Genomic DNA, 22,537 nt, shown 5'->3' with positions numbered 1-22,537 from the left:
GGTGGCGCTGGTATCCCTTTGTAAAACCACATGAAGGATATGCACATGCGCCGCAAGCTTGCCGCTGGAAACTGGAAGATGAACGGCTCGCTGGCCGGTCTGGACATGCTGGCCGATGTTGCCGCTGCGATGGACAGCGACAGTGCAGAGGCCGTGATCTGCCCGCCTTCCGCCTATCTGATGCCGGCTGTCACTGCTGCGCAAGGTTCCTCCGTCGGCATCGGCGCGCAGGATTGCCACGCAGAACCGAAAGGCGCGTTCACCGGCGATATCTCTGCCCCGATGATCAAGGACATCGGCGCGACTTACGTGATCGTCGGGCATTCAGAACGCCGCGAGGCTCATGCCGAAAGCGACGCTGACGTCGCCCGCAAAGCGCAAGCCGCTTGGGCCGCAGACCTGACCGCCATCATTTGCATCGGCGAAAGCGAAGCAGACCGCAGCGCAGGTACAACATTGGATATCATCGCCAAGCAGCTCGCGGGCTCCCTGCCCGATGGCTGCACGGGCGATAATACCGTCGTCGCTTACGAACCCATCTGGGCGATTGGCACTGGCAAAATCCCGACGCTTGATCAGATCATCGAAGTGCATGATTTCATCCGCGCCCAACTTGCCAAACGCTTTGGCTCCGATGTCAGCGGCGCGCTGCGGCTGCTGTATGGCGGCTCGGTAAAGCCGGACAACGCGGCGGATATCTTCAAGGTCGAAAACGTGGACGGTGCCCTGATCGGGGGCGCGAGCCTTAAGGCCGCTGATTTCGTCCCCATCCTCAAAGCGCTCTCTGCCGCCTGACCTTCATTTTGCCAAATAAACTCACTGCAGGACATAAACAAAAGGCGGCGCATCCACTGGGATACGCCGCCTTTTCTACTTCTATGTGTTGGGCCTCATCCCCCTAGCGGGTGATAATTTCGGGCCCCATCATCAATGTCGGCAGCCAAGTCGAAATGACCGGAATATAGGTCACCATCAGCAGGAAGACGAACAGAACTGCGGTGAATGGCAGTGCGGCTTTGACCACATTCATCATCGGCATATTCGCCACGCCTGAGGTCACAAAGAGGTTTAGACCAACCGGCGGAGTAATCATCCCGATTTCCATGTTGACCACCATGATGATCCCCAGATGGATCGGGTCGATGCCCAGTTCAATCGCAATCGGGAAGACCAGCGGCGCGACGATGATCAACAGACCCGACGGCTCCATAAACTGGCCACCGATTAGCAGGATCACGTTGACGATCACAAGGAACATAATCGGGCCAAAGCCGGCATTCAGCATCGCAGCAGAGATTTGCTGCGGGATCTGTTCATCGGTCAACACGTGCTTGAGGATCAGTGCATTGGCGATGATGAACATCAGCGTCACGGTCAGCTTACCGGCGTCGAACAAGGTGTCGCGGGTGTCGCGGTGGAAGAACACGGTGACCAGCGCCATCGGCTTGCGCATCAGCGACAGGTTGCGCCCCTCACCTTCGACGTGCAGTGGCCCCATGTCCCGATAGACGAAGGTCGCGATCAAGAAGGCGTAGACGGCGGCCACCGCAGCGGCTTCAGTGGGGGTAAAGATACCGCCATAGATACCGCCAAGGATAATGACGATCAGCATCAGACCCCAGCCTGCTTCACGCCCCGAGGCAAAGACCTCGCCCCAGCCGCGCCATTCGCCTTGGGGCAGCTTTTTAACCCGCGCCATGACGTAGATGGTCAGCATCAGCATGGTGCCCGCCATGAGACCCGGAATAACGCCTGCAAGGAACATACGCCCGACAGAGACATCCGTGGCAGAGGCATAGACAACCATCACGATGGACGGCGGGATCAGGATGCCCAAGGTGCCCGCGTTGGCGATGACACCTGCGGCGAATTCCTTGGTATAGCCAGTTTCACGCATCCCCGCGATCACGATGGAGCCGATGGCAACGACCGTTGCAGGCGAAGACCCGGACAGGGCCGCGAAAAGCATACAGGCAAAGACACCCGCAATCGCCAGACCACCGGGAAAATGCCCGACCAGCGCGATAGAGAAACGGATGATCCGCTTGGCCACGCCGCCGGTCGACATGAAGGAAGACGCCAGAACAAAGAACGGGATCGCCAGCAGCGTATAATGCCCCGCCATTGCCTGAAAGAACGTCTGCGCGATAGACGCAAGAGAGCTGTCGGACAGCACCAGCAGAAAGACGATCGACGAGAAGCCGAGGCTGACGGCAATCGGAACGCCCAGCAACATCAGCCCGACGATCATGGTAAAGAGGATAAGGACTTCCATGCGTTTAGGACTCCGCGTTCATGTGTTTGACGGCTTCGATATCATCTTCGGCCTCGTGACTAACGATCAGCGCTGTGGCCTGCCCGTTAAGGACACGCAAACCGGCCTGAATGAAACGGAACAGCAACAGCGCCATGCCGAAGGGCAGCATGAAATAGGGGATGAACCGTGGCAGTTTGCCGTAGGTTTCGCCCTCGTTCATGATCGGCTCGATAAAGCGCAGCCAGTCCGGCATTGGGATATCGACGGTTTCATACCACGCCTGATCGCGGCTATCGGCAAAACCTGTGGGGAACCAGCGGCCGGTGGTGGCATCCAGCCCCGCGAACGGTGCCCAGTAATCCCACGCGCCCTTCATCAGCAACGCGGCATAGACCACACAGATCACCGCTACGACCAGCGCCAGAATCCGACGTTTGGGCAGCGAAAACAGGTTTACGACCGCGTCGACCCCCAGATGCGCCGTGACCTTTACCGCATAGCTCATGCCGAACAGGACCAGCCAGGCGAACAGAAACGTCACGGCCTCCAATCCCCAGATGATGCCGGTGTTAAAACCATAGCGCAGGACGACGTTGATAAAGGTGATGAGGGTCATCAGGCCAAGGATGAGGGCAATCGCCGTTTCCTCAAGCTCGTTGACGATGCGCCCGAGCGCAGAATGAGATTGAACACCATGTGACATGGAAATGCTCCGCTGTGAGAGGAGAGTGGATCAGGCCCGCACGCCGCGGGGCATGTCGGGGCCTGACGCAAGTGATATGCCCCGCCTGCAGTCAGACGGGGCAGAACAGGTCTTAGTGCTTGGCGTTGATCGCTTGGGCTTCGTCGATGTTTTCCTGACCGACGTCCGCTGTGAACTCTTCCCAAACGGGCTTCATAGCAGAGACCCACTCTTCGCGCTGCGCTGCGTCCAGTTCACGCACAACACCACCGGCGTCGATGATCGCCTGCTTGGCTTCGGCGTTCACTTTGGACGATTCCGCGTTGCGGGTCTCGGTCACTTCTTGAACGATTGTCGCCAGCTGGTCGCGCACATCGGCGTCCAGGCTGTCCCACCAGTCGGTGGACGTCACGAGCATATAGTCCAGAACACCGTGGTTGGTTTCAGTTGTCCCGTCCTGCACCTCAAAGAACTTCTGGCCATAGATGTTGGACCAGGTGTTCTCCTGACCGTCAACAACGCCGGTTTGCAGCGCGCCATAGACTTCGGAGAAGGCCATCGGCTGCGGTGACGCACCCATTGCTGCCATCTGTGCTTTCAACACGTCAGAGTTTTGAACGCGGAATTTCAGCCCGTTTGCATCCGACGGCACGTTCAGTGCTTTGTTTGCCGACATCTGCTTCATGCCATTGTGCCAGAATGCCAGCCCCCGCAGGCCACGGCGCGTCATGGATTCTTTCATCGCCACACCGGTGTCGGAGTTCTGGAACTCGTCTACAGCGTTGATGTCTTTGAACATGAAGGGCAGATCGAAAATGCGGAACTGTTTGGTGAACTGTTCGAATTTCGACAGCGATGGTGCCGCCATCTGAACGTCGCCTTGCAGCAGCGCTTCTAGAACCTGGTCATCGTTGTACAGCGTGGAGTTCGGGAAAACCTCCATGCAGGCCTTGCCGTTCATCTCGTCATTGACGCGCTGTTCCAGCAGGGATGCAGCGATACCTTTTGGGTGGCGGTCGCTGTTGGTCACGTGGCTCAGCTTGATGACGACTTCGCCATCATCACAGGCCGCAGCAACAGCACCAGCGCTTACGGACAGCGTCATTGCCACCAGAGTGGTTGTCAGGAATTTCATGTGATGTCTCCTCCCAGAGAACTGTTTTTCAAGTCTCGGCATCTGGTCGTTCCAAATGCGGTGGCGATACTAGAGCGTTATTTTGCCGACCTCACAAGACAGAGGCCTTGAAAGATGAAGGAGACGTTAAATATATTCAATATCAGAAGCTTAAATGCCGTCATTAAGGTATAAAGAGACCGCACCCACCTGACCTGTGCGGAAAACCGCACACCGAGCACGGCCCTTGTGCGAAAAACCGCACATCCTAGCCGCGAAAGTCCTCTGGCCGAATCCCGTAGCGGGCCAGCTTGTCATAGAAAGTCTTGCGCGGCAGCTTGAGCGCCGCTGCCGCCGAACTCGCCTGCCCCTGCGCACGGCGTAACGCAGCGCGTAGCAGCGACTGTTCGACTTGTGCCATTTGATCCGACAGGCCAAGGGTCGCATCCGGCGTGACCTCGTCCGACACGCCCATGACAAAGCGCATCGCCTCTGACATCAGCGCACGCGCATTGCCCGGCCAGTCCCGCGCCATCAGACCCGCGATCATCTGCGGTGTCACCTCGGGTGGCTGGACGCCGGATTGCTCGGCCGCCTGATCGACATAGCGGCGAAACATCGTGGCAATATCCTCGGGCCGCTCTGACAAAGACGGGATGCGCACGGTCATCACTTCAAGCCGGTAATAGAGGTCAGCGTGGAACTGCCCCTCGGTCACCAAGGCTTGCAACTCGCGCGCACTGCCTGCGATCAGGCGCACATCGTGGACCTGATCCAGCGCTTCGATCAGGCTCAGCTGGGTCTGCGCGGGCAGTTGCGCTACCTCATCCAGAAACAGACTGCCCCCTGATGCCGCATGCAGCGCATCGCTCACGTCATCGGGGCTTAGCCCCGCGGCGGCGCGTTTCACGAAAGGACCCTTTGATCGCTGCGAGGACAGGTGGATCACTTCGGCCACCTTTGAAATACCAGACCCCGACGGACCGGTGACCAGCACCTCGGCATTCGCCTGCGCCACGCGCCGCACTTTATCGCGCAGCCGTTCCGACAGATCGGAAGACCCAAAGATCATCCGTGCGGCCGGGTCACCAGTTTCCACGATATGCAGCAAGCGGCGATTTTCCAGCACCAGTGCCCGCGTCTTCAGCGCGCGTTCAATCACCGTCAAAAGCGCGGCAGGCGCACAGGGCTTTTCCAAAAAATCAAAGGCCCCCGCCTCCATCGCGCGTACAGCCATAGGGATATCGCCCTCGCCCGTCAGCAAGATCACCGGCAGATCGGGGTCCTGTTCATGGGCGTAGGACAGCAGGTGAAACCCGTCGCGCCCGGGCATGCGCATGTCTGACAGGATGATCCCGTCAAACCGTTCTGTGATACGATCCTTGGCGGCGACGAATGACCCTGCTGCGACCACTTCGATATCCGCAAGCTCAAGCGTCTGCGCCAGCGCCTCGCGGACAGAGGCATCGTCATCGATCAAAAGAACGGTTCTGCTCATGCCTGCCCCTCCTCACCCGTATCTGCGCTTTCCAACGTCACAGAAAACATCGCACCGCCCGCGTCAAGATTTGAGCCGCGAATGTCCCCGCCAAAGCTTTGCACGATGCCATAGCTGATCGACAACCCCAGTCCCATGCCGCTCATGGTGCCTTCGGTATCGTTGCCCACCGACTTGGTCGTATAGAACGGGTCGAACACCTTGTCCGGCATTTCGATTCCCGGACCGGTGTCGCAAAACGTCACGCGCACGGGATCCGAGGGATCGACGGTGATGGTCAGCCGTTTGCACTCGCTGCCGCCCATTGCGTCGACGGCATTGGTGATGAGGTTCACAAACACCTGCCCCAGCCGCACCTCGCCGCCCCGCACCCAAACAGGCGCATTGGCGGGCCCGTATTCAAGCGTGACCCCCGCATCGCGTACATAGGTTTGGGTCAGCTCGAGTGCGCTTGCCACCACGCGGGTCACATCCACACGGGTCTGCGGCACACTCTCCTGCCGTGCAAAGGCCCGCAGGTTCTGAATGATCCGCGCCATACGGTCGGCCATCTGCGAGATACGGGTCAGGTTTTCAGCCGTCCGGTCCGGGCGGTCACGCTCAAGGAACTGCACCGCGTTTTCCGCAAAAGACCGGATCGCCATCAGCGGCTGGTTCAGTTCGTGACTGATGCCCGCCGACATCTGCCCAAGCGCAGACAGCTTGCCCGCCTGCACCAGATCCGCCTGCGCACGGCGCAGCGCGGCTTGTGCCTCTTCGCGCTCGGTGGCCTCGCGGCGCAATTCGGTGTTGCTGGCGTTTAGTGCGGCGGTCCGTTTGGCAACCTGACGTTCAAGGGCCGCATTTGCATCCGACAGTGCGCGACGCCTTTCGGTGGCCAGAAACAGCAGCGCGCCAAAGGCAAGGCAGAGCGCTGCCACCGCTGCCGCCTGTGACAGGGCCAGCCGCTGCGCGCCCTCGATGTCCAGCAAGACTTCGCCCGTCATGCCCACCACCGGCAATGCACGCGTCAGGTGCAGCGCGGCGTCGGGCAGATACGGCCCCCAGCCCATGCGCCAGATTTCATGGGTGCGGACCTCTGACACGGCGAACTCTAGTTGCGCACCATCAGGCGGTACCAGCCTTTGTGCGCCCTTGGGCCGCGCCCAAAATAGCAGCTCTGATCGGTTGGCAATTTGGACAACGCCATTGGTATCGGTAAAAAACGCAGCCGGATTGCTGCCGCGCCAGTCATAATCGATGCCGTTCAGATCGGTCGACACCACCACCGCGCCGCGCACCTGACCGTCCGGTGCAAAAACGGGGGCCGCGTGGAAATAGGCCCGGTCGGTCAACGGCGCGGCCGGGCCGTGCCCCCAGCCAAGCGCGCCACGCAATGCGCGCTGGACAAAGCCCTGATCCGCCCGCGGCACCTGCGCCCCGTCTGGCCCAAGCGCGGATACAATCACATCGCCTGACCGGTCCAACACCTGCACATCCAGCGCCGTGGTCTTGTCAGCAACCTCTTGCAGGAACGCTTGGGCCTCGACCACGGGCCGACGGTCCAGCACTTGCGCCACCTGCGGGTGATCCGCCAGAAACACCGCCAAATCACGATAGCGTTGCAGCTGCCCGACCAGCCGGTCACTGACCAGCGACAAATCGGCCTGCCCGCGTGCATGCAGCTGGTCCAGCCCTTGCAAATAGGCATAGCGCCAGACCCCGCCGGACAGCGCCAGCACGGTGATCAGAAACAGCACAAAGGTGGCGATGCGGCGGCGCATTCCGGAGGTCATAGCGTTATTTGGCACAGACCCGCTTGCAAAGACCAGAGCCGCAGCTATTGCTAGGCCCCATGAAAATGCTGAACCTTTCCCCGCTTGATACCGAATTCGTCCAAAACCCCTATGTCGCCTATGCGCAGGCCCGTGCGGATGGCCCTGTGCTGTTCTGGCAGGACTATGGCATGTTGGCTGCCTTTGACGCAGCCACGGTGCAGGCGCTGCTGCGCGACCGACGTTTGGGCCGCGAGGTCCCCGCCGACCAGCGCCAGCCGACACCTGACCACATGCGCGACTTTTACGCGGTAGAAAACCAGTCGATGCTCGAGCTGGAGCCGCCGACCCACACCCGTCTGCGCGGTCTGGTGCTGCGCGCCTTTACCTCGCGCCGGATCGCCGGCCTCGCCCCCGAGATCGAAGAGATCGCGCAAGGCTTACTGGACGATCTGCCCAAGGGAGAACCGTTTGATCTGATCCCCGCATTCTGCACCCAGCTTCCCGTGCGTATCATCGCGCGGCTGCTTGGCGTGCCCGAAGAGATGTGGCCCGACCTCCTGCGCTGGTCCAACGATATGGTTGCGGTCTATCAGATTGGCCGCACCCGGGCGACCGAAGAGGCTGCCAATACCGCCGCCGCCGATTTCACCGCCTTTCTGCGGCGCTATGTCGACGAGCGTCGCCAAGACCCGCGTGACGACCTGATCACCCAGTTGATCGCCGCTGAAGAGGATGGCGAAAAGCTGAGCACCGATGCGCTGATCGGCACCTGCATTCTGCTGCTGAATGCGGGCCACGAGGCGACGGTGCATGCGCTTGGCAATGGGATCGCCTGTCTATTGGCACACAACACCCCTGTCAGCGCGCTTGCACCCGATACGATCAATGCCACGGTCGAAGAGATCCTGCGCTACGACCCGCCGCTGCATGTGTTCGAACGTTTCGCCTACGAGGATATCGAACTGGGCGATGTCACGCTTGAACAAGGCAAGAAAATCGCACTGGTGCTGGGGGCCGCGGGCCGCGATCCCGCGCTATACGACCAGCCCGATGTGTTCGACCCTGCCCGTCCGGCCAAGGCACATGCGGCCTTTGGCGGCGGCTTGCATTTCTGCGTCGGCGCGCCGCTGGCACGGCTGGAAATGCAGATCGCGCTGCGTGCGCTTTTTGATCATGCGCCGAACCTGCAACTTGCCGAAGCACCGCGCTTTGCCAACACCTACCACTTTCACAAGCTGGAACGGTTGATGGTGACGGTCTAATTCGCGCCGCCCCGCACCACGGCGTTACAGCGGCAGCATGGTGGTAGATTTGATCTCTTCCATCGACAGCAGCGCTGTGACGTTGTGCACGCGCACCTCTGAAATCAGCGCCTGATAAAACGCATCATAGGCGCGCGCGTTCTTGACGCGGACCTTGAGAATATAGTCGATGTCCCCCGCCAACCGGTGCGCCTCTTGCACTTCGGGGCGGTTTTTCAACGCCTTGAGGAACGCGGCCTGCCAATCGGCCTCGTGGGACGAGGTGCGGATCAACACAAAGAAACACGCCTCGAAGCCAAGCGCCTCTGCATCCAGCACAACCGTATGCTGCCCGATCACCCCTGCCTCGCGCAGTTTGCGAATCCGGTTCCACACAGGGGTCTTGGAACTGCCTACCTCGCGGGCAATATCGTCCAGGGACTGGCTCGCATCACGCTGTAACTGCGCTAGAATTTTCCGGTCTACGTCGTCGATCCGAACATCCATTCTGTTTTCCCTTCAGTCTGTGGTCTGCTGTTCTGTCTGCTGCGCAGAATAGAACGCACGTTCTTATATCCGCAAGCACCTAGCGCCATATCGGAATTATTTCCTATATAGAGGTCAAGCTAAGCGCAAGGACCGAACCTTATGGATCACTTCCCAATCTTTCTCTCCACCAAGGGCCAGCGCATCGTTCTTTCGGGCGGTGGCGAAGCGGCACTGGCCAAACTGCGCCTGCTGCTCAAGACCCAAGCCAAGATCAGCGTCTTCGCCCCGACCCCCGCGCCCGAGATCACCGCCTGGGCCGATGCAGACCGTCTGACGCTGCACACCCGTGCCCTGCGCCATGGCGATGTGCTGTGCGCGAAATTGTTCTATGCCGCCGATGAGGACGACGCCGAAGACGCCCGCACCGCCGCCATTGCGCGCGCCGAGGGTGCTTTGGTCAATATCGTCGACAATCTTCACGACAGCGCCTTTATCACGCCTGCGATCGTGGACCGTGACCCCGTGACCATCGCCATCGGCACCGAAGGCGCGGCCCCGGTGCTCGCCCGCGCGATCAAGGCTGATCTGGAAGAACGCCTGCCCGCGACCCTTGGCACGCTGGCACGCATTGGCAAAGGTTTCCGCAAGATGGCCGATGCCCTGCCCTTTGGCCGTCCGCGCCGCGACTTCTGGCGGGACTATTACTTTGCTGCAGGCCCCCGCGCCGTGGCGGATGGCAAGACGGCGGTTGAAAACGCGCTGAGCACGCTGCTCGCCGACCACCAGTCCCGCGCCGCACGCGCCGGTCACATTGCCTTTGTGGGCGGTGGCCCGGGTGACCCAGAATTGCTGACCCTCAAGGCCCGCCGCGCGTTGGATGAGGCCGATGTGGTGATCTATGACCGGCTGATTTCCCCCGAAATCCTTGAACTGGCCCGCCGCGAGGCCCTGATGATCGACGTGGGCAAGGAAGGCTTCGGCCCCTCCACCGCGCAGGAAACCATCAATGACCTGTTGGTTGAACATGGCCAATCCGGCGCGCAGGTTGTGCGCCTGAAGTCAGGCGATGCGACGGTCTTTGGCCGTCTGGACGAAGAGATCGACGCGGTGGACGCCCATGGCATCGGCTGGCACATCGTGCCGGGGATCACCTCTGCTTCTGCCGCCGTGGCCACCATCGGGCAAAGCCTGACGAAACGCGGGCGCAACGCTTCGGTCCGGTTCCTGACGGGTCACGATATGAAGGGGTTTGCTGACCATGACTGGGCCGCGCTAGCGCGCCCGGGTGAAGTCGCCGCGATCTATATGGGCAAGAAATCCGCGCGCTTCATCCAAGGCCGCCTGCTGATGCATGGCGCGGACCGCACCACGCCTGTCACCTTGGTTGAAAACGCCTCCCGCGCCAACCAGCGTATCGTCGAAACCACGCTGGACCGCTTGCCCACTGACCTTGCCGCGGCTGACCTCGCTGGCCCCGCCCTTACCTTTTACGGCCTTGCCCCGCGTGCTGCAGCCCGTGCCACAACCGAATTTTTCCAAGAGGAGATGGCATAATGGCCAAGCCCTTTACCCCCAAAGTCGTCACAGCCAATGCCTTGCTTGAAGGCGACGTGATCTACCAGACCGCGACCGGCTGGACCCGCAAGCTTGAAGAAGCCGAAGTGCTGACCGACGAGGCCGATGCGGACCTGCGCCTGATCGATGCGATCCAGCAGGCCGACCTGACTGTCGGGGCCTATCTGGCCGATGTCGACACCAGCTCTGCCGCACCCAAACCAACGCATTTCCGCGAAGCATTCCGCGCCAAGGGCCCAAGCAACTATACCCATGGCAAGCAGGAGGAGGTTCAATAATGTACAGCTACACCGAATTCGATGACGCCTTTATCGCCGAACGCAACGCGCAATTCCGCGGGCAGGTTGAACGCCGCATTGACGGCTCCCTCACCGAGGACGAGTTCAAGCCGCTGCGCCTGATGAACGGGCTCTACCTGCAACTGCACGCCTATATGCTGCGGGTGGCCATTCCCTATGGCACGCTCAGCAGCCGCCAGATGCACAAGCTAGCGGAGATCGCCGCTAAATGGGACAAGGGCTACGGCCATTTTACCACGCGCCAGAACATCCAGTACAACTGGCCCCAGCTGCGTGATGTCCCCGATATGCTGGACGCGCTGGCCGATGTGAACATGCACGCCATCCAGACCAGCGGCAACACCATCCGAAACGTGACCGCCGATCATTTTGCCGGTGCCGCAGCGGATGAAATCGCTGATCCGCGCCCGGTGGCCGAACTGATCCGCCAATGGTCCACTGATCATCCGGAATTCCAGTTCCTGCCGCGCAAGTTCAAGGTCGCCGTCTCTGGTGCGGCGCACGACCGTGCGGTCATCAAAGCCCATGATATCGGGCTACAAATCGTCGAGAAAGATGGCGAAGTCGGCTATCAGGTCATCGTCGGTGGCGGCCTTGGCCGGACCCCGATGATCGGCAAGGTGCTGTATGATTTCGTCAGCTCCGAAGACCTGCTGCCCACACTAGAGGCGATCGTCTCGGTCTACAACCTGTTGGGCCGGCGCGATAATAAGTACAAGGCGCGGATCAAGATCACCGTGCATGAGAACGGCATCGACGACATCCGCGCACGGGTGGACGCCCGTTATGCGCTGATCCGTCCGCAGTTCACGGGCGTCGACCAGCAGATGCTGTCGCGCATCGAGGCGGATTTCGCCAGCCCGACGTTTAAAACGGCCCCCATCGACACGTTTACCGCCGCCTATAACAGCGATCCGGTGTTCAAAAGCTGGGCCGACACCAACCTGACCGATCACCGCGAAGACGGCTATGCCATCGTGTCGATCAGCCTCAAGGCGCATGGCGAAACACCGGGCGACGCCACCGCCGAACAGATGCACCGCATGGCGGAACTGGCCGCCGAATACGGACACGACGAACTGCGCATCAGCCACGAGCAAAACGTGATCTTGCCCCATGTGCACCGCAGCGATCTGCCTGCTCTGCACGCGTCGCTCAAGCAAGTCGGCCTTGCCACGGCCAATATCGGCCTGATCAGCGACATCATCGCCTGCCCCGGTATGGATTACTGCGCGTTGGCCACAGCGCGGTCGATCCCGATCGCACAAGAAATCGCGACCCGCTTTGACGAGCTCAAGCTGGAACACGATGTTGGCCCGCTCAAGATCAAGATCTCGGGCTGCATCAACGCTTGTGGTCACCACCATGTGGGCCACATCGGGATCCTCGGTCTCGACCGTGCGGGTGTGGAAAACTATCAGGTTACCTTGGGCGGTGACGGCACTGAAAACGCTGCCATCGGCGAACGGGCTGGCCCGGGCTTTTCCGCCGACGAGATCATCCCGGCGATTGAGCGGCTGGTAATAGGCTACCTTGATCTGCGCACCGACGCGACCGAAACCTTCTTGCAAGCCTACCGCCGCCTTGGTCTTGCCCCGTTCAAGGCCGCCCTCTACCCGGAAGCACAAGCCAATGCCGCGTGATCAACTGACACTTCCAAATGGGGAACAAATCCTCCCCGAAGGGCCGGACCGCGTCGCGGCGCTGACCCGTCAGATGGAGGCGCTGAACGATGGCCTGCGCCATCACAGCGCCACTGACGTGCTGCGTGCTGCAATCGACAATGTGCCCAATCTGGCGCTTGTTTCCAGCTTCGGGGCGGAATCCGTCGCGCTGTTGCACCTTGCGTCTATGGTTAAACGCGATTTGCCGGTGTTGTTCATCGACACGGAAATGCTTTTCGCCGAGACTCTGGTTTACCAGCAAGAGCTGAGCGAGCGGTTGGGCCTGCGCAATGTGCAGACGATCCGTGCGCAAGACGTGGCAGAGAAAGACCCCGACGGGACGTTGCACCTGCGCGACCCCGACGCCTGCTGCGCCTTCCGCAAAACCGTGCCGCTGCAACATGCGTTGCAAGGGTTTGACGGCTGGATTACGGGGCGCAAACGCTTTCAGTCGGGCACGCGCGCCAGTCTGCCGTTCTTTGAGGTCGAAGCCCCAGCTGATGCGCCCGCACGGATCAAGGTAAACCCGCTGGCCCATTGGCAGGCCTCTGATGTATCTGACTACATCGACGAGAACCGCCTGCCCCGGCACCCGCTGGTCTCCCAAGGCTATCCCAGCATCGGCTGCGCGCCCTGCACCTCCAAGGTGAAACCGGGCGAAGACCCCCGCGCCGGACGCTGGAGAAACATTGAAAAAGAAGAATGCGGTATTCATTTTGTCGATGGCAAGATGGTCCGTGTAGGAGCAAAGACATGACACAGTTGATCAACGATCAAGGGTTCGTCGCGGATGATTTTACCGCGACCTATGCCCCCTTCGATGCCACAGACGGCGCAGATGCGGATTCGACAGCGCTTGATGTGCCCTCTGACGCGCAACCTGAAACGATTCCGGTTGACGGGTCGGTGTCGATGATCCGCGTGGCATTTCCCAGTTCGGCTGACGGGCGCGGTTTCACCATTGCACGCCAGCTGCGTCTGCGCGGCTATACCGGGCGGCTGCGGGCCCATGGCCATGTGATTGCGGACCAATACGCTATGGCCCGCCGGTCCGGCTTTGACGAGGTAGAGATCCCCGATGATCTAGCCGCCCGTCAACCGCAGGACCAATGGCTGGCCCGCGCAAACTGGCAGGAGCATAATTATCAGGCGCGACTGCGCGGCTGATCGGGCTTTCTGGCCTTCGATGCTTTCCCTGTCCTCTTCCTTCCCCTAGAGAAAGGCTGCGCACCGCGACCTGCGCGCAGATGAAATTATGACCGAGCAAAAAGTAGTGACCCAAACCGACGCCAAACCCGTGCCGACCCTACCTGACGCGCAGACCGTGACCTCCGTTAAACACTGGACGGACCGGCTATTTTCATTCCGCGTGACCCGTCCGGCGTCCTTGCGCTTTCGGTCAGGCGAATTCGTGATGATTGGCCTGATGGGCGACCCGCACCCCGAGACAGGCAAGCAAAAGCCCCTGCTGCGGGCTTATTCCATCGCCTCGCCGTCGTGGGACGAAGAGCTGGAGTTCTATTCGATCAAAGTGCAGGACGGTCCGCTGACCTCGAAGTTGCAGCACATCCAGCCCGGCGACGAAATCATCCTGCGCCCCAAGCCCGTGGGCACGCTGGTCCATGATGCACTGCTGCCCGGCAAACGGCTGTGGCTTTTTGCGACCGGCACAGGTTTCGCGCCTTTCGCATCCCTGCTGCGCGAACCCGAAACCTACGAGAAATTCGATCAGATCATTATGACCCACACCACCCGCGATGTGGCCGAGCTTGAGTATGGGCGCACGCTGGTTGAAGGTCTTGCCGACGATCCGCTGATTGGCGAGATGATCGGCGACAAACTGGTGTACTACCCCACAACCACCCGCGAGCAGAGCCCCAAGATGGGCCGCATCACCAACCTGCTGCAAGATGGCACTGTGTTCAAAGACCTTGGCATTGATGGCATCACCGCCGAGACCGATCGCGGTATGGTCTGCGGCAGCCTGGAATTCAACAAGGATATCAAGGAAGTGCTGGAAGGGTTCGGGCTTGAGGAAGGTGCGAATTCCGACCCCAAACACTATGTCGTTGAAAAGGCTTTTGTCGGCTGATCCGATGTAGCGGTGCCCCCCGTGGGCTCTCTATCAGAAATGAAAAAGCCGTGCCCTTGTCAGGGGCGCGGCTTTTTCTTGGCTTGTCGTCAGGCACTGGTAGCGGCCTGTGCTTATAGCGCCAGCGCCTCGCGGATTTGCGCAAGGATCACACGCAACGTGTCCGGGTTTTCAGCCGCAGTCGCCAGACCGTTTTTCAACAGCGTTTTCTGCGTTGCCGGCAGGTCAGACGTGTCGATCAGGGTCTGCACCTTCTCCAAATCGAACCCGTCAACGGTGGTCAGCTGCTCTGGCGTGTCGGCGTCGGCGGTGACATCGGCCTGAACATCTGCGGTTGCTTCTGGTTGCGTATCAGCGCTGGCCCCTTCGGATGCGGTGTCGGACCGGGTGGTGCTGGCAGCGTCGTTGTCGCCCTCGTCGCTGGTTGCCATTGCATCGGCCTCGGCGCGACTGTCCGCTTCAACGCTAGCATCAGCAGTCTCATTGGCAGCCTGCGTTGCATCATCGGCCAGCTTCTTGGTCGCATCTACGGCGCTTTCACCTGCCGCGGCAGCAGCATCCGCCACGTCTTCGGCAGCTTCGGCCAGCGCATCGGCTGCAGTGTTTGCAGCTTGCGTTGTCGCCTCGACCGCGTCGGTCACGGCACCCTCTGTTGCCTCGACAGCGTCGCCCACTGCTGCGGTAGCGCTTTCCAACGCTTCGGGCGCATTGACCGCATCAGACGCATCGGTCGCGATCTCTTGGACGGACCGGCCCGAATACAACATGTACGCGCCAAGCGCGATCACCCCTGCGATGACAATCCAGATGAGGTTTTTCATGATGCTGTTGTTCCTTTGAACTTTGTTAATCCCCTGCAGCACATACTATATGCCCATGCACAGCGTCAAATGCGCGATACGCCGCTTCACCTTGGGGAAATCACCAGCAAAACAGCTATTTTACCCTGTATATGCGCCATTTTGCGGCTTGAAGAAGACCATGAGCAGGTTTACCTTCCGTTCTCGACATCACTATAACAATCAAAGGACGATCATCATCGCTCGCAGACCGCATAACGCGCCGCCGCAAAGAGATACCGGCCCGCGCATCAACGAAAATATCCGCTCCAACGAAATCCGGCTCATCGGCGCGGATGGCGAAAACGTTGGCGTCGTGACACCGGATCGCGCCATGGAAATGGCTGTTGATGCCGGACTTGATTTGGTCGAGATTTCGCCCAATGCCAACCCGCCCGTGTGCAAGATCATGGACTTTGGCAAATTCAAGTATGAGACGCAAAAGCGTGAAGCCGAAGCGCGTAAGAAGCAAAAGATCATTGAGATCAAAGAGGTCAAGTTCCGGCCCAACACTGATACCAATGATTATGACGTCAAAATGCGTAACGTGTTCAAGTTCCTCGAGAACGGCGACAAGGTGAAGGTCACACTGCGTTTCCGTGGTCGTGAGATGGCGCACCAGAATCTCGGCCGCGAGCTGCTGGAACGTGTCGCCGAAGACACCAAAGAGATGGGCCGCGTTGAAAACTTTCCGAAAATGGAAGGCCGTCAGATGGTTATGCTGATCGGACCGCTGCCTAAATAATTCCAGACAATCAACAGTCTGAGACGTAAAAAGCCCCCGCAGTTTCCTGCGGGGGCTTTTCTTTGTTTATACCGATGGCGTTACTGGCGCAGCAAACCGGTGATATTACGCACAACCGCACGGCGGTTGGCCGGCTCGGCTGTCGGCGTCGACACCTTCAGCGCGCTTTCGCCATACCCCTGCGTAATTAGGTTGGCTGGTGGTACGTCAAAGTATTCCGTCAAGGCCAAGGCCACGGTCTCGGCACGGCGGTCGGACAGGGCAAGGTTGTAGCCCGCGTCGCCAACAGCATCCGTATGCCCTTCGATCAAGATTACAGTACGTGGATCTTCTTTGATCGCATTACTGATGACAGTCCCGATTTTGGACAGCGCGCGCGCTTGCTCAGGCTGGATCGCAGCAGAGCCTGTCGCAAAGCGCACGGCATCCAGCTCGATTTCAGGTGCCAAGGCACGGACCTGACGCACATCACGGACCTGACGCAGCGAATACCGCTGGGCCTGCTCGCCACGAAGCTGGGTTTGCAGCGCGGCACGCAACGCCTCTTCGTCATGCTGGCTGGCAAAGGTGTTGGTCTGTGTCTCAATCTGCGGCAGCTCGTTTACGATGATGCGTTCTTCTGCACGTGTATCGTCGAACAGCACATATTCATTGCCCTGTGGGTCGACATTGATCCGACGCAGAACGGTACCGTCACGGCCCAGAATGGTCACGATCTGGCTGCCGTTCGGCTTGATCACTGTGGTACGCGAAGACCCATCGTTAAAGGTCTCGCGGCGCACTTCATCGCCGGCCTGACGCACCAGCGCGTCGTCGTCTTTCAGCACGCGCAGATCACCATTCGTGTCTTGGACAACCAGACGGTCACCAGAGTTGCTGACCACTTTGGAGCCGTTCTTCAAGATGGCCCCGACTGCAACAGCACCGATGCCGACCAGCAGCGCTTTTTCAAACTTGCTCAGGCCGTCATCATCTTTTTTAGCTTCGGTGTTCGCTTGCGCAGCAGTATCGCCGGACACGTTGGTCGAGAACTCTTCGTTCGACGCGCGTGTGTCTTCTTCGGTGATTTCTTCTACGACAACTTCAGCTTCCGTCTCACCGGAATCTGCAGCAGCTGCGGCTTCGGCAGCGGCGGCTGCATCGGCAGCGCGCTGTTCTTCGCGTGCGTCTTCGGCGGCTTGCTCAGCTGCCAGATCAGCGGCGATCTGTTCTTCCGTCCGCTGTTCAGTCTCGGCGTCGGCTTGTGTCGCGGTTGCCGAAGATGTGCCGGCTGGAACCTCGGTTTCAGCTTGGGCTTCTACGCCTGCATCGCTTTGCTGGGCGGTGTCCGCATCGGAGGTCGATGTGGGCTCGACTGCGTCAGCAGCGGCTTGCTCGGCCTCCGCTTCGGCGGCAGCATTTGCCTCGGCATCAGCCGCAATTTGTGCGGCTACCGCGTCTTCACGCTCGGCCTCAGCTTGGGCTTCGGCTGCGGCGGCTTCTTGTGCTTGCGCAGCTTGGGCGTCAGCAGCAGCCTGAGCTTCAGCGGCCTCTTGTTCAGCGGCTTGTGCAGCAGCTGCGGCTTGGGCGTCAGCAGCGGCCTGGGCTTCAGCGGCTTCTGCTTCGGCTTGCGCGTCAGCGGCCTCTGCGTCAGCGGCGGCTTGCTCTTCAGCAGCCTGTTGAGCTTCAGCGGTCGCGTCAGCTTCAGCTTCGGCTGCGGCGGCAGCTTGCTCTTCTGCGGCATCTACAGTTTCAGCAGCGGCTTCTGCATTGGGCTGGGCCTCAGCCTCAGACTGGGCTTCTGCTTCCAGACCGAGCGCCTCGGCCAGACCACCGTCAGCGCGCAAAGTCATCATCTGATCTTGATCAGCCACGACGCTGCCGTCAGGCAAGACGCATGGAAAAACAGTCTGTTCCCCCTCGCTCACGCAGCTTTCAGTTGTTTGGGCAAAACCACCTGCGGGCAAAGCAAGCGCCAGACACATGGTCAGTGATGTCGTGGATTTCAAAAGTTTGTACATTCTATTCCTCACGGTATTATGGACGCCGTTCGGGCAGCGTTACGACACAACGCCGATGCTGCGAATTCGTTCCGCTCTACGCGCAAGCAACAATCATATAGTTGGCAAAAAACCGCCCCGAGGTTTCCCAAGGGACGGTTCCACCGCGATGTATACTATGGTTAGACCAATGCGCCGACAGCGCGCTTGGTCATGACTGCAACCAGATGGGCGCGGTAATCGCCGCTGCCGTGCAGGTCGCTGATCATGCCATCGCCAGACACGCTCAACCCCGACAACGCCTCGGCGGTGAAATTGCCGCTTAGCGCGGTTTCTGCCTCTGACCAACGGAACACCCCCTCTTCCGAGGCACCGGTCACGGCGACACGCACCCCATCCGCAAACTTGGCCACGAAAACGGCGACCAACGGGAAGCGCGAAGCAGGCTGGATGAACTTTTCGTAATGCGCCTTTTCAGGGATTGGAAAGCGCACTTCTGTAACAATCTCGCCCTCGTCCAGCGCCGTGGCGAACATCCCCTCAAAGAAATCGTCGGCCGCAATCTCGCGCGCGTTAGTAACCACAATCGCGCCGCTCCCTAGAACGGCTGCCGGATAACAGGCTGAAGGGTCGTTGTTGGCAACGGACCCGCCGATCGTGCCGCGATTACGCACCGCCGGATCACCGATCCGTGCGGCAAGACCAGCCAGCCCAGGGTAATGCGCCTGTGCTTCCTTGGCGACAACCGCGTGCACAGTCCCGCCACCAATGCACAATTGGCCATCATCGCCCATACGCACACCGCGCATCTCTTCGATCCCGCTCAACGACACCAGAACCGACGGCATCGCCAGCCGTGCCTTGAGCGTAGGGATCAAGGTTTGCCCGCCGCTCAGTGGTTGTGCCTCATCCTGCCCCAGTGCCGTGATCGCCTCGGCGACCGTCGCGGGCTTCACTACGTCGAAATCATACATCTTGCGTCCTTCCAATCACAGAGCGGGCCTTGGCCTTTACGCCGCTCTTCATTTTGCCAATAAACTCCGGGGGCGCGGGGGCTGGCCCCCGCTTTCCCTTACTTTCTGCGCCAGGGGCGCTGAGGGGGCTGGTCCCCGCTTTCCCTTACTTTCAGCGCTAGGGGCGCAGAGGGGGCTGGCCCCGCTCCTGCCCTATTCCCTTATCCGTTCATCGCCGCCCAAACCCGCGCCGGTGTGACGGGCATGTCGATATGCCCGACATCCTTACCGCCCGAACGCATGGCGTCCAAGACCGCATTCACCACAGCCGGAGGAGACCCGATGGCCCCCGCCTCGCCGCAGCCTTTCACGCCCAAGGGGTTATGAGTGCAGGGCGTCTGGCACGAATGGTCCACCGTATAGAACGGCAGATCACTGGCCCGTGGCATCGCGTAATCCATGTAGGATGCGCTCAGCAGCTGGCCGTCGCTGTCGTAGGCGCAGTTCTCCATCAATGCTTGTCCGATGCCCTGCGCGATCCCGCCATGGACCTGACCGCTGACGATCATCGGGTTCACGATGTTGCCAAAGTCATCCGCCGCCGCGAAACGGTCGATCGTGACGTGACCGGTTTCGGGGTCTAGTTCGACCTCGCAGGCATAGGCCCCCGAGGGATAGGTAAAGTTCGACGGATCATAGAACGCGGTTTCTTCCAGACCGGGTTCGATATCCTCCAACGGGTAGTTATGCGGTACATAGGCCGCCAAAGTCACATCACCCCAAGCGACAGATTTATCGGTACCAGCCACACTGAACGCCCCATCCTTCAGCTCGATATCCCCTTCCGAGGCTTCCAGCAGATGCGAGGCGATCTTTTTGGCCTTGGCGATAATTTTTTCCGTGGCGCGCACCATCGCCGAGCCGCCAACCGCAAGGGACCGAGACCCGTAAGTCCCCATACCCATTGGCGTATTCGCGGTATCACCGTGCACGATCTCGATCATATCCTCGGGAATACCGATCATTTCGGCGATCACCTGAGGGAACGATGTCTCGTGGCCTTGGCCGTGGCTGTGGCTGCCCGTCATCACCACTAGACCGCCGGTCGCATTGACCCGCACGGTGGCGGATTCATACAGACCCGCCCGCGCGCCAAGCTGGCCTACGAGGTTCGACGGCGCGATGCCGCATGCCTCGATGTAACAGTTCACCCCAAAGCCGCGCAGCTTGCCCTTGGCCTCTGACGCTTTGCGGCGGGCATCAAAACCGGCGAAATCGGCGATCTCTTCCAGCTTGTCCATCGTCGCCACATAGTCGCCCGTGTCGTATTCAACCGCGACAGGCGTGGCATAGGGGAATTCGGTGATAAAGTTCTGCCGCCGCAGGGCAATCGGATCGACGCCCAGTTCGTGGGCGCATTTATCAACCAGCCGTTCCAGCTGGTATGTGGCCTCTGGCCGGCCCGCGCCACGGTATGCATCGACGGGCACGGTATTGGTAAACACGGCCTTTACGTTCACATATATGAGCGGCGTCTTATAGTTGCCCGCCATCAAGGTGCCGTGCAGCCATGTGGGGACCGACGGCGCAAATGTGGACAAATACGCGCCCATGTTGGCGTAGGTATCAGTGCGCAGCGCGGTAAAGTTATTGTCTGCATCCAGCGCCATCTGGATCTTGGTCACATGGTCGCGCCCGTGCGCGTCGGACATGAAGGCCTCTGACCGGCTGGACGTCCACTTCACCGGACGGTTGCACGCTTTGGCCGCAAAGGTGCAAAACGCCTCTTCTTGATAGTGGAAAATCTTGGTGCCGAACCCGCCACCGACATCAGGGGCAACGACACGCAGCTTGTGTTCAGGGATGCCCAGAACAAAGGCCCCCATCAACAGACGGATGACATGAGGATTCTGCGACGTCGTATAAAGTGTGTGATCGCCTGTACCGCGGGCGTAATCGCCGACAGCCACACGCGGTTCCATCGGGTTGGCGACCAGGCGGTTGTTAATGAGTTCAAGCGTGGTGACATGTGCGGCGTCTTCAAACGCTTTATCCACGGCACCTTTATTTTCCTCAACAAAACCCCAGTCGTAACACAGGTTAGAGGTCAGATCGTCATGCACCTTGGGTGCGCCGTCCTGTACCGCTTGCTTCATGTCCACCACGGCGGGCAGGTCGGTGATATCAACGACAATCGCTTCTGCCGCATCGCGGGCTTGGGACAGGGTTTCGGCAACAACGGCGGCGATGGGTTCGCCCACATGTCGCACCTTGCCCTCCGCCAGCACGGGGTGGCGCGGTTCCTGCATCGGTTGCCCGTGTTTGTCGGTGATTTGCCAGCCACAGGGGATAGAGCCCACTTCGGTAAAATCGGCACCGGTAAAGATTTTTACGACCCCCGGCATCCCTTCGGCTGCCGATGTATCGACCGAATTCAGCACCCCATGGGCGATATCCGAGCGCAGAAAGAACACGTATGCCTGTCCGCGTAGATTGATATCGTCGGTATAATTCCCCTCACCGGTCAAAAACCGGATATCCTCGCGCCGCTTGCTGCTGGCACCAATTCCGCCGTCCTTTGGCATGGTAAATTCCTCCCTATGGGGTACGGATCAGGTCCGCACCATCGTATGTGGCTTATGCGATTAGCTGTATTCTTATGTCTTCAATCTTTAGGTGATGCGGGTCCCCCGTCCACGTGGGGAAGCGCGGTTTTCGAAAGGGGTGCGCCGTGTCCTCCCGACCCTGCGCAAACAGGGCCACACGGCACACCGGCGTTTATTCGGCGGCCAGCGCGCTGACGTCTTGACCAGATGCGGCCATGATCGCTTTGACGATGTTGTGATAGCCGGTGCAGCGGCAGATATTGCCGTCAAGATAGTGGCGAACCTCGGCTTCGGTCGGCTTGGGGTTGTCTTTCAGAAGCGACGACGCAGACATGATCATGCCCGGCGTGCAAAAGCCGCATTGCAGCCCGTGGTGATCCTGAAACGCCTGCTGGATCACGGTCAGCGACCCGTCGGGATTTGCCACGGATTCGATGGTCTTGACGTCTGCGCCTTCGGCCTCGACCGCGAGCATGGTGCAGGCCTTGACCGCTTCGCCGTTCACATGGACCACGCAGGCCCCGCACTGGCTGGTATCGCAGCCGATGTGCGTGCCAGTGAGGCTCAGGTTGTCGCGCAGGAATGACGCCAGCAACGTGCGCCCTTCGACGGCACCAGATGCAGGTTTGCCGTTCACGGTCATTTTGACCTCGGTCATGATGTTCCTCCCGTTTTATGTCATGTGTTAGGCAGAGTTAAGCACGCCAAAGAGGCCTTGAGAACAGAAATTTTCGGCGCGGTTGAACT

20 protein-coding genes are annotated in these 22,537 nt (G+C 60.0%); 9 read left to right on the top strand and 11 right to left on the bottom strand.

From position 1 onward, the window contains the following. Positions 1-45 precede the first annotated feature (45 nt). The gene (gene tpiA, locus ACVBAU_RS08605) at positions 46-795 is read left to right on the top strand and encodes a triose-phosphate isomerase (RefSeq protein ID WP_448325709.1); all 750 of its coding nucleotides are present in this window, start codon (positions 46-48) and stop codon (positions 793-795) included. 103 nt (positions 796-898) lie between these two features. Here the strand turns inward: tpiA and ACVBAU_RS08600 are convergent, their stop codons facing one another. The 5 genes from ACVBAU_RS08600 to ACVBAU_RS08580 all read right to left on the bottom strand — a co-directional run bounded on the left by ACVBAU_RS08600 (position 899) and on the right by ACVBAU_RS08580 (position 7,314). After that, a complete protein-coding gene (locus tag ACVBAU_RS08600) occupies positions 899-2,275 on the bottom strand; it encodes a TRAP transporter large permease (protein WP_138923525.1) in 1,377 nt (458 codons plus the stop codon). Between the two features lie 4 nt (positions 2,276-2,279). Beyond that, positions 2,280-2,960, bottom strand: coding sequence for a TRAP transporter small permease (locus tag ACVBAU_RS08595; RefSeq protein ID WP_335745276.1), 681 nt, complete (start codon positions 2,958-2,960; stop codon positions 2,280-2,282). Positions 2,961-3,072: 112 nt separating this feature from the next. Next, positions 3,073-4,074 (bottom strand): DctP family TRAP transporter solute-binding subunit, encoded by a 1,002-nt coding sequence (locus tag ACVBAU_RS08590; protein ID WP_138923527.1) that lies wholly within the window; start codon positions 4,072-4,074, stop codon positions 3,073-3,075. 247 nt (positions 4,075-4,321) lie between these two features. Further along, a complete protein-coding gene (locus ACVBAU_RS08585; protein WP_138923528.1) occupies positions 4,322-5,551 on the bottom strand; it encodes a sigma-54-dependent transcriptional regulator in 1,230 nt (409 codons plus the stop codon). Next, positions 5,548-7,314, bottom strand: a complete 1,767-nt coding sequence (locus tag ACVBAU_RS08580) for an ATP-binding protein (RefSeq protein WP_448328943.1) — start codon at positions 7,312-7,314, stop codon at positions 5,548-5,550. Before ACVBAU_RS08580 ends, ACVBAU_RS08585 begins: the two co-directional genes overlap by 4 nt. 71 nt (positions 7,315-7,385) lie before the next feature. On the opposite strand from ACVBAU_RS08580, the gene ACVBAU_RS08575 reads away from it, so the two are divergent. Beyond that, a complete protein-coding gene (locus ACVBAU_RS08575; RefSeq protein WP_448325705.1) occupies positions 7,386-8,570 on the top strand; it encodes a cytochrome P450 in 1,185 nt (394 codons plus the stop codon). Between the two features lie 24 nt (positions 8,571-8,594). On the opposite strand, the gene ACVBAU_RS08570 is transcribed toward ACVBAU_RS08575, so the two are convergent. After that, positions 8,595-9,056 carry an Lrp/AsnC family transcriptional regulator gene (locus ACVBAU_RS08570; protein WP_005853026.1) on the bottom strand — a complete coding sequence of 154 codons (462 nt, stop codon included), beginning with the start codon at positions 9,054-9,056 and terminating at the stop codon, positions 8,595-8,597. A 141-nt stretch (positions 9,057-9,197) separates the two neighbouring features. Here ACVBAU_RS08570 and cysG point away from each other — a divergent pair, with 141 nt between their 5' ends. The 6 genes from cysG (at position 9,198) to ACVBAU_RS08540 (ending at position 14,668) form a co-directional block, all read left to right on the top strand. Then, on the top strand, positions 9,198-10,592 hold the full coding sequence (cysG, locus tag ACVBAU_RS08565) for a siroheme synthase CysG (protein ID WP_448325703.1): 1,395 nt from the start codon (positions 9,198-9,200) through the stop codon (positions 10,590-10,592). Beyond that, a complete protein-coding gene (locus tag ACVBAU_RS08560) occupies positions 10,592-10,891 on the top strand; it encodes a DUF2849 domain-containing protein (RefSeq protein WP_138923531.1) in 300 nt (99 codons plus the stop codon). The genes cysG and ACVBAU_RS08560 overlap by 1 nt, the downstream gene beginning before the upstream one ends. After that, the gene (locus ACVBAU_RS08555; protein ID WP_448325701.1) at positions 10,891-12,555 is read left to right on the top strand and encodes a nitrite/sulfite reductase; all 1,665 of its coding nucleotides are present in this window, start codon (positions 10,891-10,893) and stop codon (positions 12,553-12,555) included. The genes ACVBAU_RS08560 and ACVBAU_RS08555 overlap by 1 nt, the downstream gene beginning before the upstream one ends. After that, complete coding sequence (locus tag ACVBAU_RS08550; RefSeq protein WP_335745282.1) at positions 12,545-13,333, top strand: phosphoadenylyl-sulfate reductase; 789 nt, start codon at positions 12,545-12,547, stop codon at positions 13,331-13,333. Before ACVBAU_RS08555 ends, ACVBAU_RS08550 begins: the two co-directional genes overlap by 11 nt. Next, on the top strand, positions 13,330-13,743 hold the full coding sequence (locus ACVBAU_RS08545; RefSeq protein WP_448325699.1) for a DUF934 domain-containing protein: 414 nt from the start codon (positions 13,330-13,332) through the stop codon (positions 13,741-13,743). The genes ACVBAU_RS08550 and ACVBAU_RS08545 overlap by 4 nt, the downstream gene beginning before the upstream one ends. A gap of 88 nt (positions 13,744-13,831) precedes the next feature. Beyond that, positions 13,832-14,668 (top strand): ferredoxin--NADP reductase, encoded by an 837-nt coding sequence (locus ACVBAU_RS08540; protein WP_335745284.1) that lies wholly within the window; start codon positions 13,832-13,834, stop codon positions 14,666-14,668. A 113-nt stretch (positions 14,669-14,781) separates the two neighbouring features. Here the strand turns inward: ACVBAU_RS08540 and ACVBAU_RS08535 are convergent, their stop codons facing one another. Beyond that, positions 14,782-15,489: a hypothetical protein gene (locus tag ACVBAU_RS08535; RefSeq protein ID WP_138923536.1), complete on the bottom strand. Its 708-nt coding sequence runs from the start codon at positions 15,487-15,489 to the stop codon at positions 14,782-14,784. 160 nt (positions 15,490-15,649) lie between these two features. On the opposite strand from ACVBAU_RS08535, the gene infC reads away from it, so the two are divergent. Further along, positions 15,650-16,252, top strand: coding sequence for a translation initiation factor IF-3 (gene infC / locus ACVBAU_RS08530; RefSeq protein WP_138923537.1), 603 nt, complete (start codon positions 15,650-15,652; stop codon positions 16,250-16,252). Between the two features lie 80 nt (positions 16,253-16,332). Here the strand turns inward: infC and ACVBAU_RS08525 are convergent, their stop codons facing one another. From ACVBAU_RS08525 to ACVBAU_RS08510, 4 genes are all read right to left on the bottom strand, one after another. After that, positions 16,333-18,252: an OmpA family protein gene (locus ACVBAU_RS08525; RefSeq protein WP_448325696.1), complete on the bottom strand. Its 1,920-nt coding sequence runs from the start codon at positions 18,250-18,252 to the stop codon at positions 16,333-16,335. A 161-nt stretch (positions 18,253-18,413) separates the two neighbouring features. Next, a complete protein-coding gene (locus tag ACVBAU_RS08520; RefSeq protein ID WP_448325694.1) occupies positions 18,414-19,205 on the bottom strand; it encodes an FAD binding domain-containing protein in 792 nt (263 codons plus the stop codon). 200 nt (positions 19,206-19,405) lie between these two features. Next, complete coding sequence (locus ACVBAU_RS08515) at positions 19,406-21,769, bottom strand: xanthine dehydrogenase family protein molybdopterin-binding subunit (RefSeq protein WP_138923540.1); 2,364 nt, start codon at positions 21,767-21,769, stop codon at positions 19,406-19,408. Positions 21,770-21,962: 193 nt separating this feature from the next. After that, positions 21,963-22,448: a (2Fe-2S)-binding protein gene (locus ACVBAU_RS08510; protein WP_138923541.1), complete on the bottom strand. Its 486-nt coding sequence runs from the start codon at positions 22,446-22,448 to the stop codon at positions 21,963-21,965. Between the last annotated feature and the right edge of the window lie 89 nt (positions 22,449-22,537).

Source organism: Sulfitobacter sp. M13, from assembly GCF_053474885.1.
This window is presented reverse-complemented; position numbering and strand designations above follow the sequence as displayed.

Bases quoted from the DNA above. Each gene is read 5' to 3' on its own strand.
- cysG (WP_448325703.1), top strand. From the start codon at position 9,198: ATGGATCACTTCCCAATCTTTCTCTCCACCAAGGGCCAGCGCATCGTT.
- ACVBAU_RS08590 (WP_138923527.1), bottom strand. From the start codon at position 4,074: ATGAAATTCCTGACAACCACTCTGGTGGCAATGACGCTGTCCGTAAGC.
- ACVBAU_RS08535 (WP_138923536.1), bottom strand. From the start codon at position 15,489: ATGAAAAACCTCATCTGGATTGTCATCGCAGGGGTGATCGCGCTTGGC.
- ACVBAU_RS08570 (WP_005853026.1), bottom strand. From the start codon at position 9,056: ATGGATGTTCGGATCGACGACGTAGACCGGAAAATTCTAGCGCAGTTA.
- ACVBAU_RS08515 (WP_138923540.1), bottom strand. From the start codon at position 21,769: ATGCCAAAGGACGGCGGAATTGGTGCCAGCAGCAAGCGGCGCGAGGAT.
- ACVBAU_RS08600 (WP_138923525.1), bottom strand. From the start codon at position 2,275: ATGGAAGTCCTTATCCTCTTTACCATGATCGTCGGGCTGATGTTGCTG.
- ACVBAU_RS08545 (WP_448325699.1), top strand. From the start codon at position 13,330: ATGACACAGTTGATCAACGATCAAGGGTTCGTCGCGGATGATTTTACC.
- ACVBAU_RS08595 (WP_335745276.1), bottom strand. From the start codon at position 2,960: ATGTCACATGGTGTTCAATCTCATTCTGCGCTCGGGCGCATCGTCAAC.
- ACVBAU_RS08555 (WP_448325701.1), top strand. From the start codon at position 10,891: ATGTACAGCTACACCGAATTCGATGACGCCTTTATCGCCGAACGCAAC.
- ACVBAU_RS08510 (WP_138923541.1), bottom strand. From the start codon at position 22,448: ATGACCGAGGTCAAAATGACCGTGAACGGCAAACCTGCATCTGGTGCC.
- ACVBAU_RS08520 (WP_448325694.1), bottom strand. From the start codon at position 19,205: ATGTATGATTTCGACGTAGTGAAGCCCGCGACGGTCGCCGAGGCGATC.
- ACVBAU_RS08550 (WP_335745282.1), top strand. From the start codon at position 12,545: ATGCCGCGTGATCAACTGACACTTCCAAATGGGGAACAAATCCTCCCC.
- ACVBAU_RS08560 (WP_138923531.1), top strand. From the start codon at position 10,592: ATGGCCAAGCCCTTTACCCCCAAAGTCGTCACAGCCAATGCCTTGCTT.
- ACVBAU_RS08580 (WP_448328943.1), bottom strand. From the start codon at position 7,314: ATGCGCCGCCGCATCGCCACCTTTGTGCTGTTTCTGATCACCGTGCTG.
- ACVBAU_RS08585 (WP_138923528.1), bottom strand. From the start codon at position 5,551: ATGAGCAGAACCGTTCTTTTGATCGATGACGATGCCTCTGTCCGCGAG.
- ACVBAU_RS08525 (WP_448325696.1), bottom strand. From the start codon at position 18,252: ATGTACAAACTTTTGAAATCCACGACATCACTGACCATGTGTCTGGCG.
- infC (WP_138923537.1), top strand. From the start codon at position 15,650: ATGAGCAGGTTTACCTTCCGTTCTCGACATCACTATAACAATCAAAGG.
- ACVBAU_RS08575 (WP_448325705.1), top strand. From the start codon at position 7,386: ATGAAAATGCTGAACCTTTCCCCGCTTGATACCGAATTCGTCCAAAAC.
- tpiA (WP_448325709.1), top strand. From the start codon at position 46: ATGCGCCGCAAGCTTGCCGCTGGAAACTGGAAGATGAACGGCTCGCTG.
- ACVBAU_RS08540 (WP_335745284.1), top strand. From the start codon at position 13,832: ATGACCGAGCAAAAAGTAGTGACCCAAACCGACGCCAAACCCGTGCCG.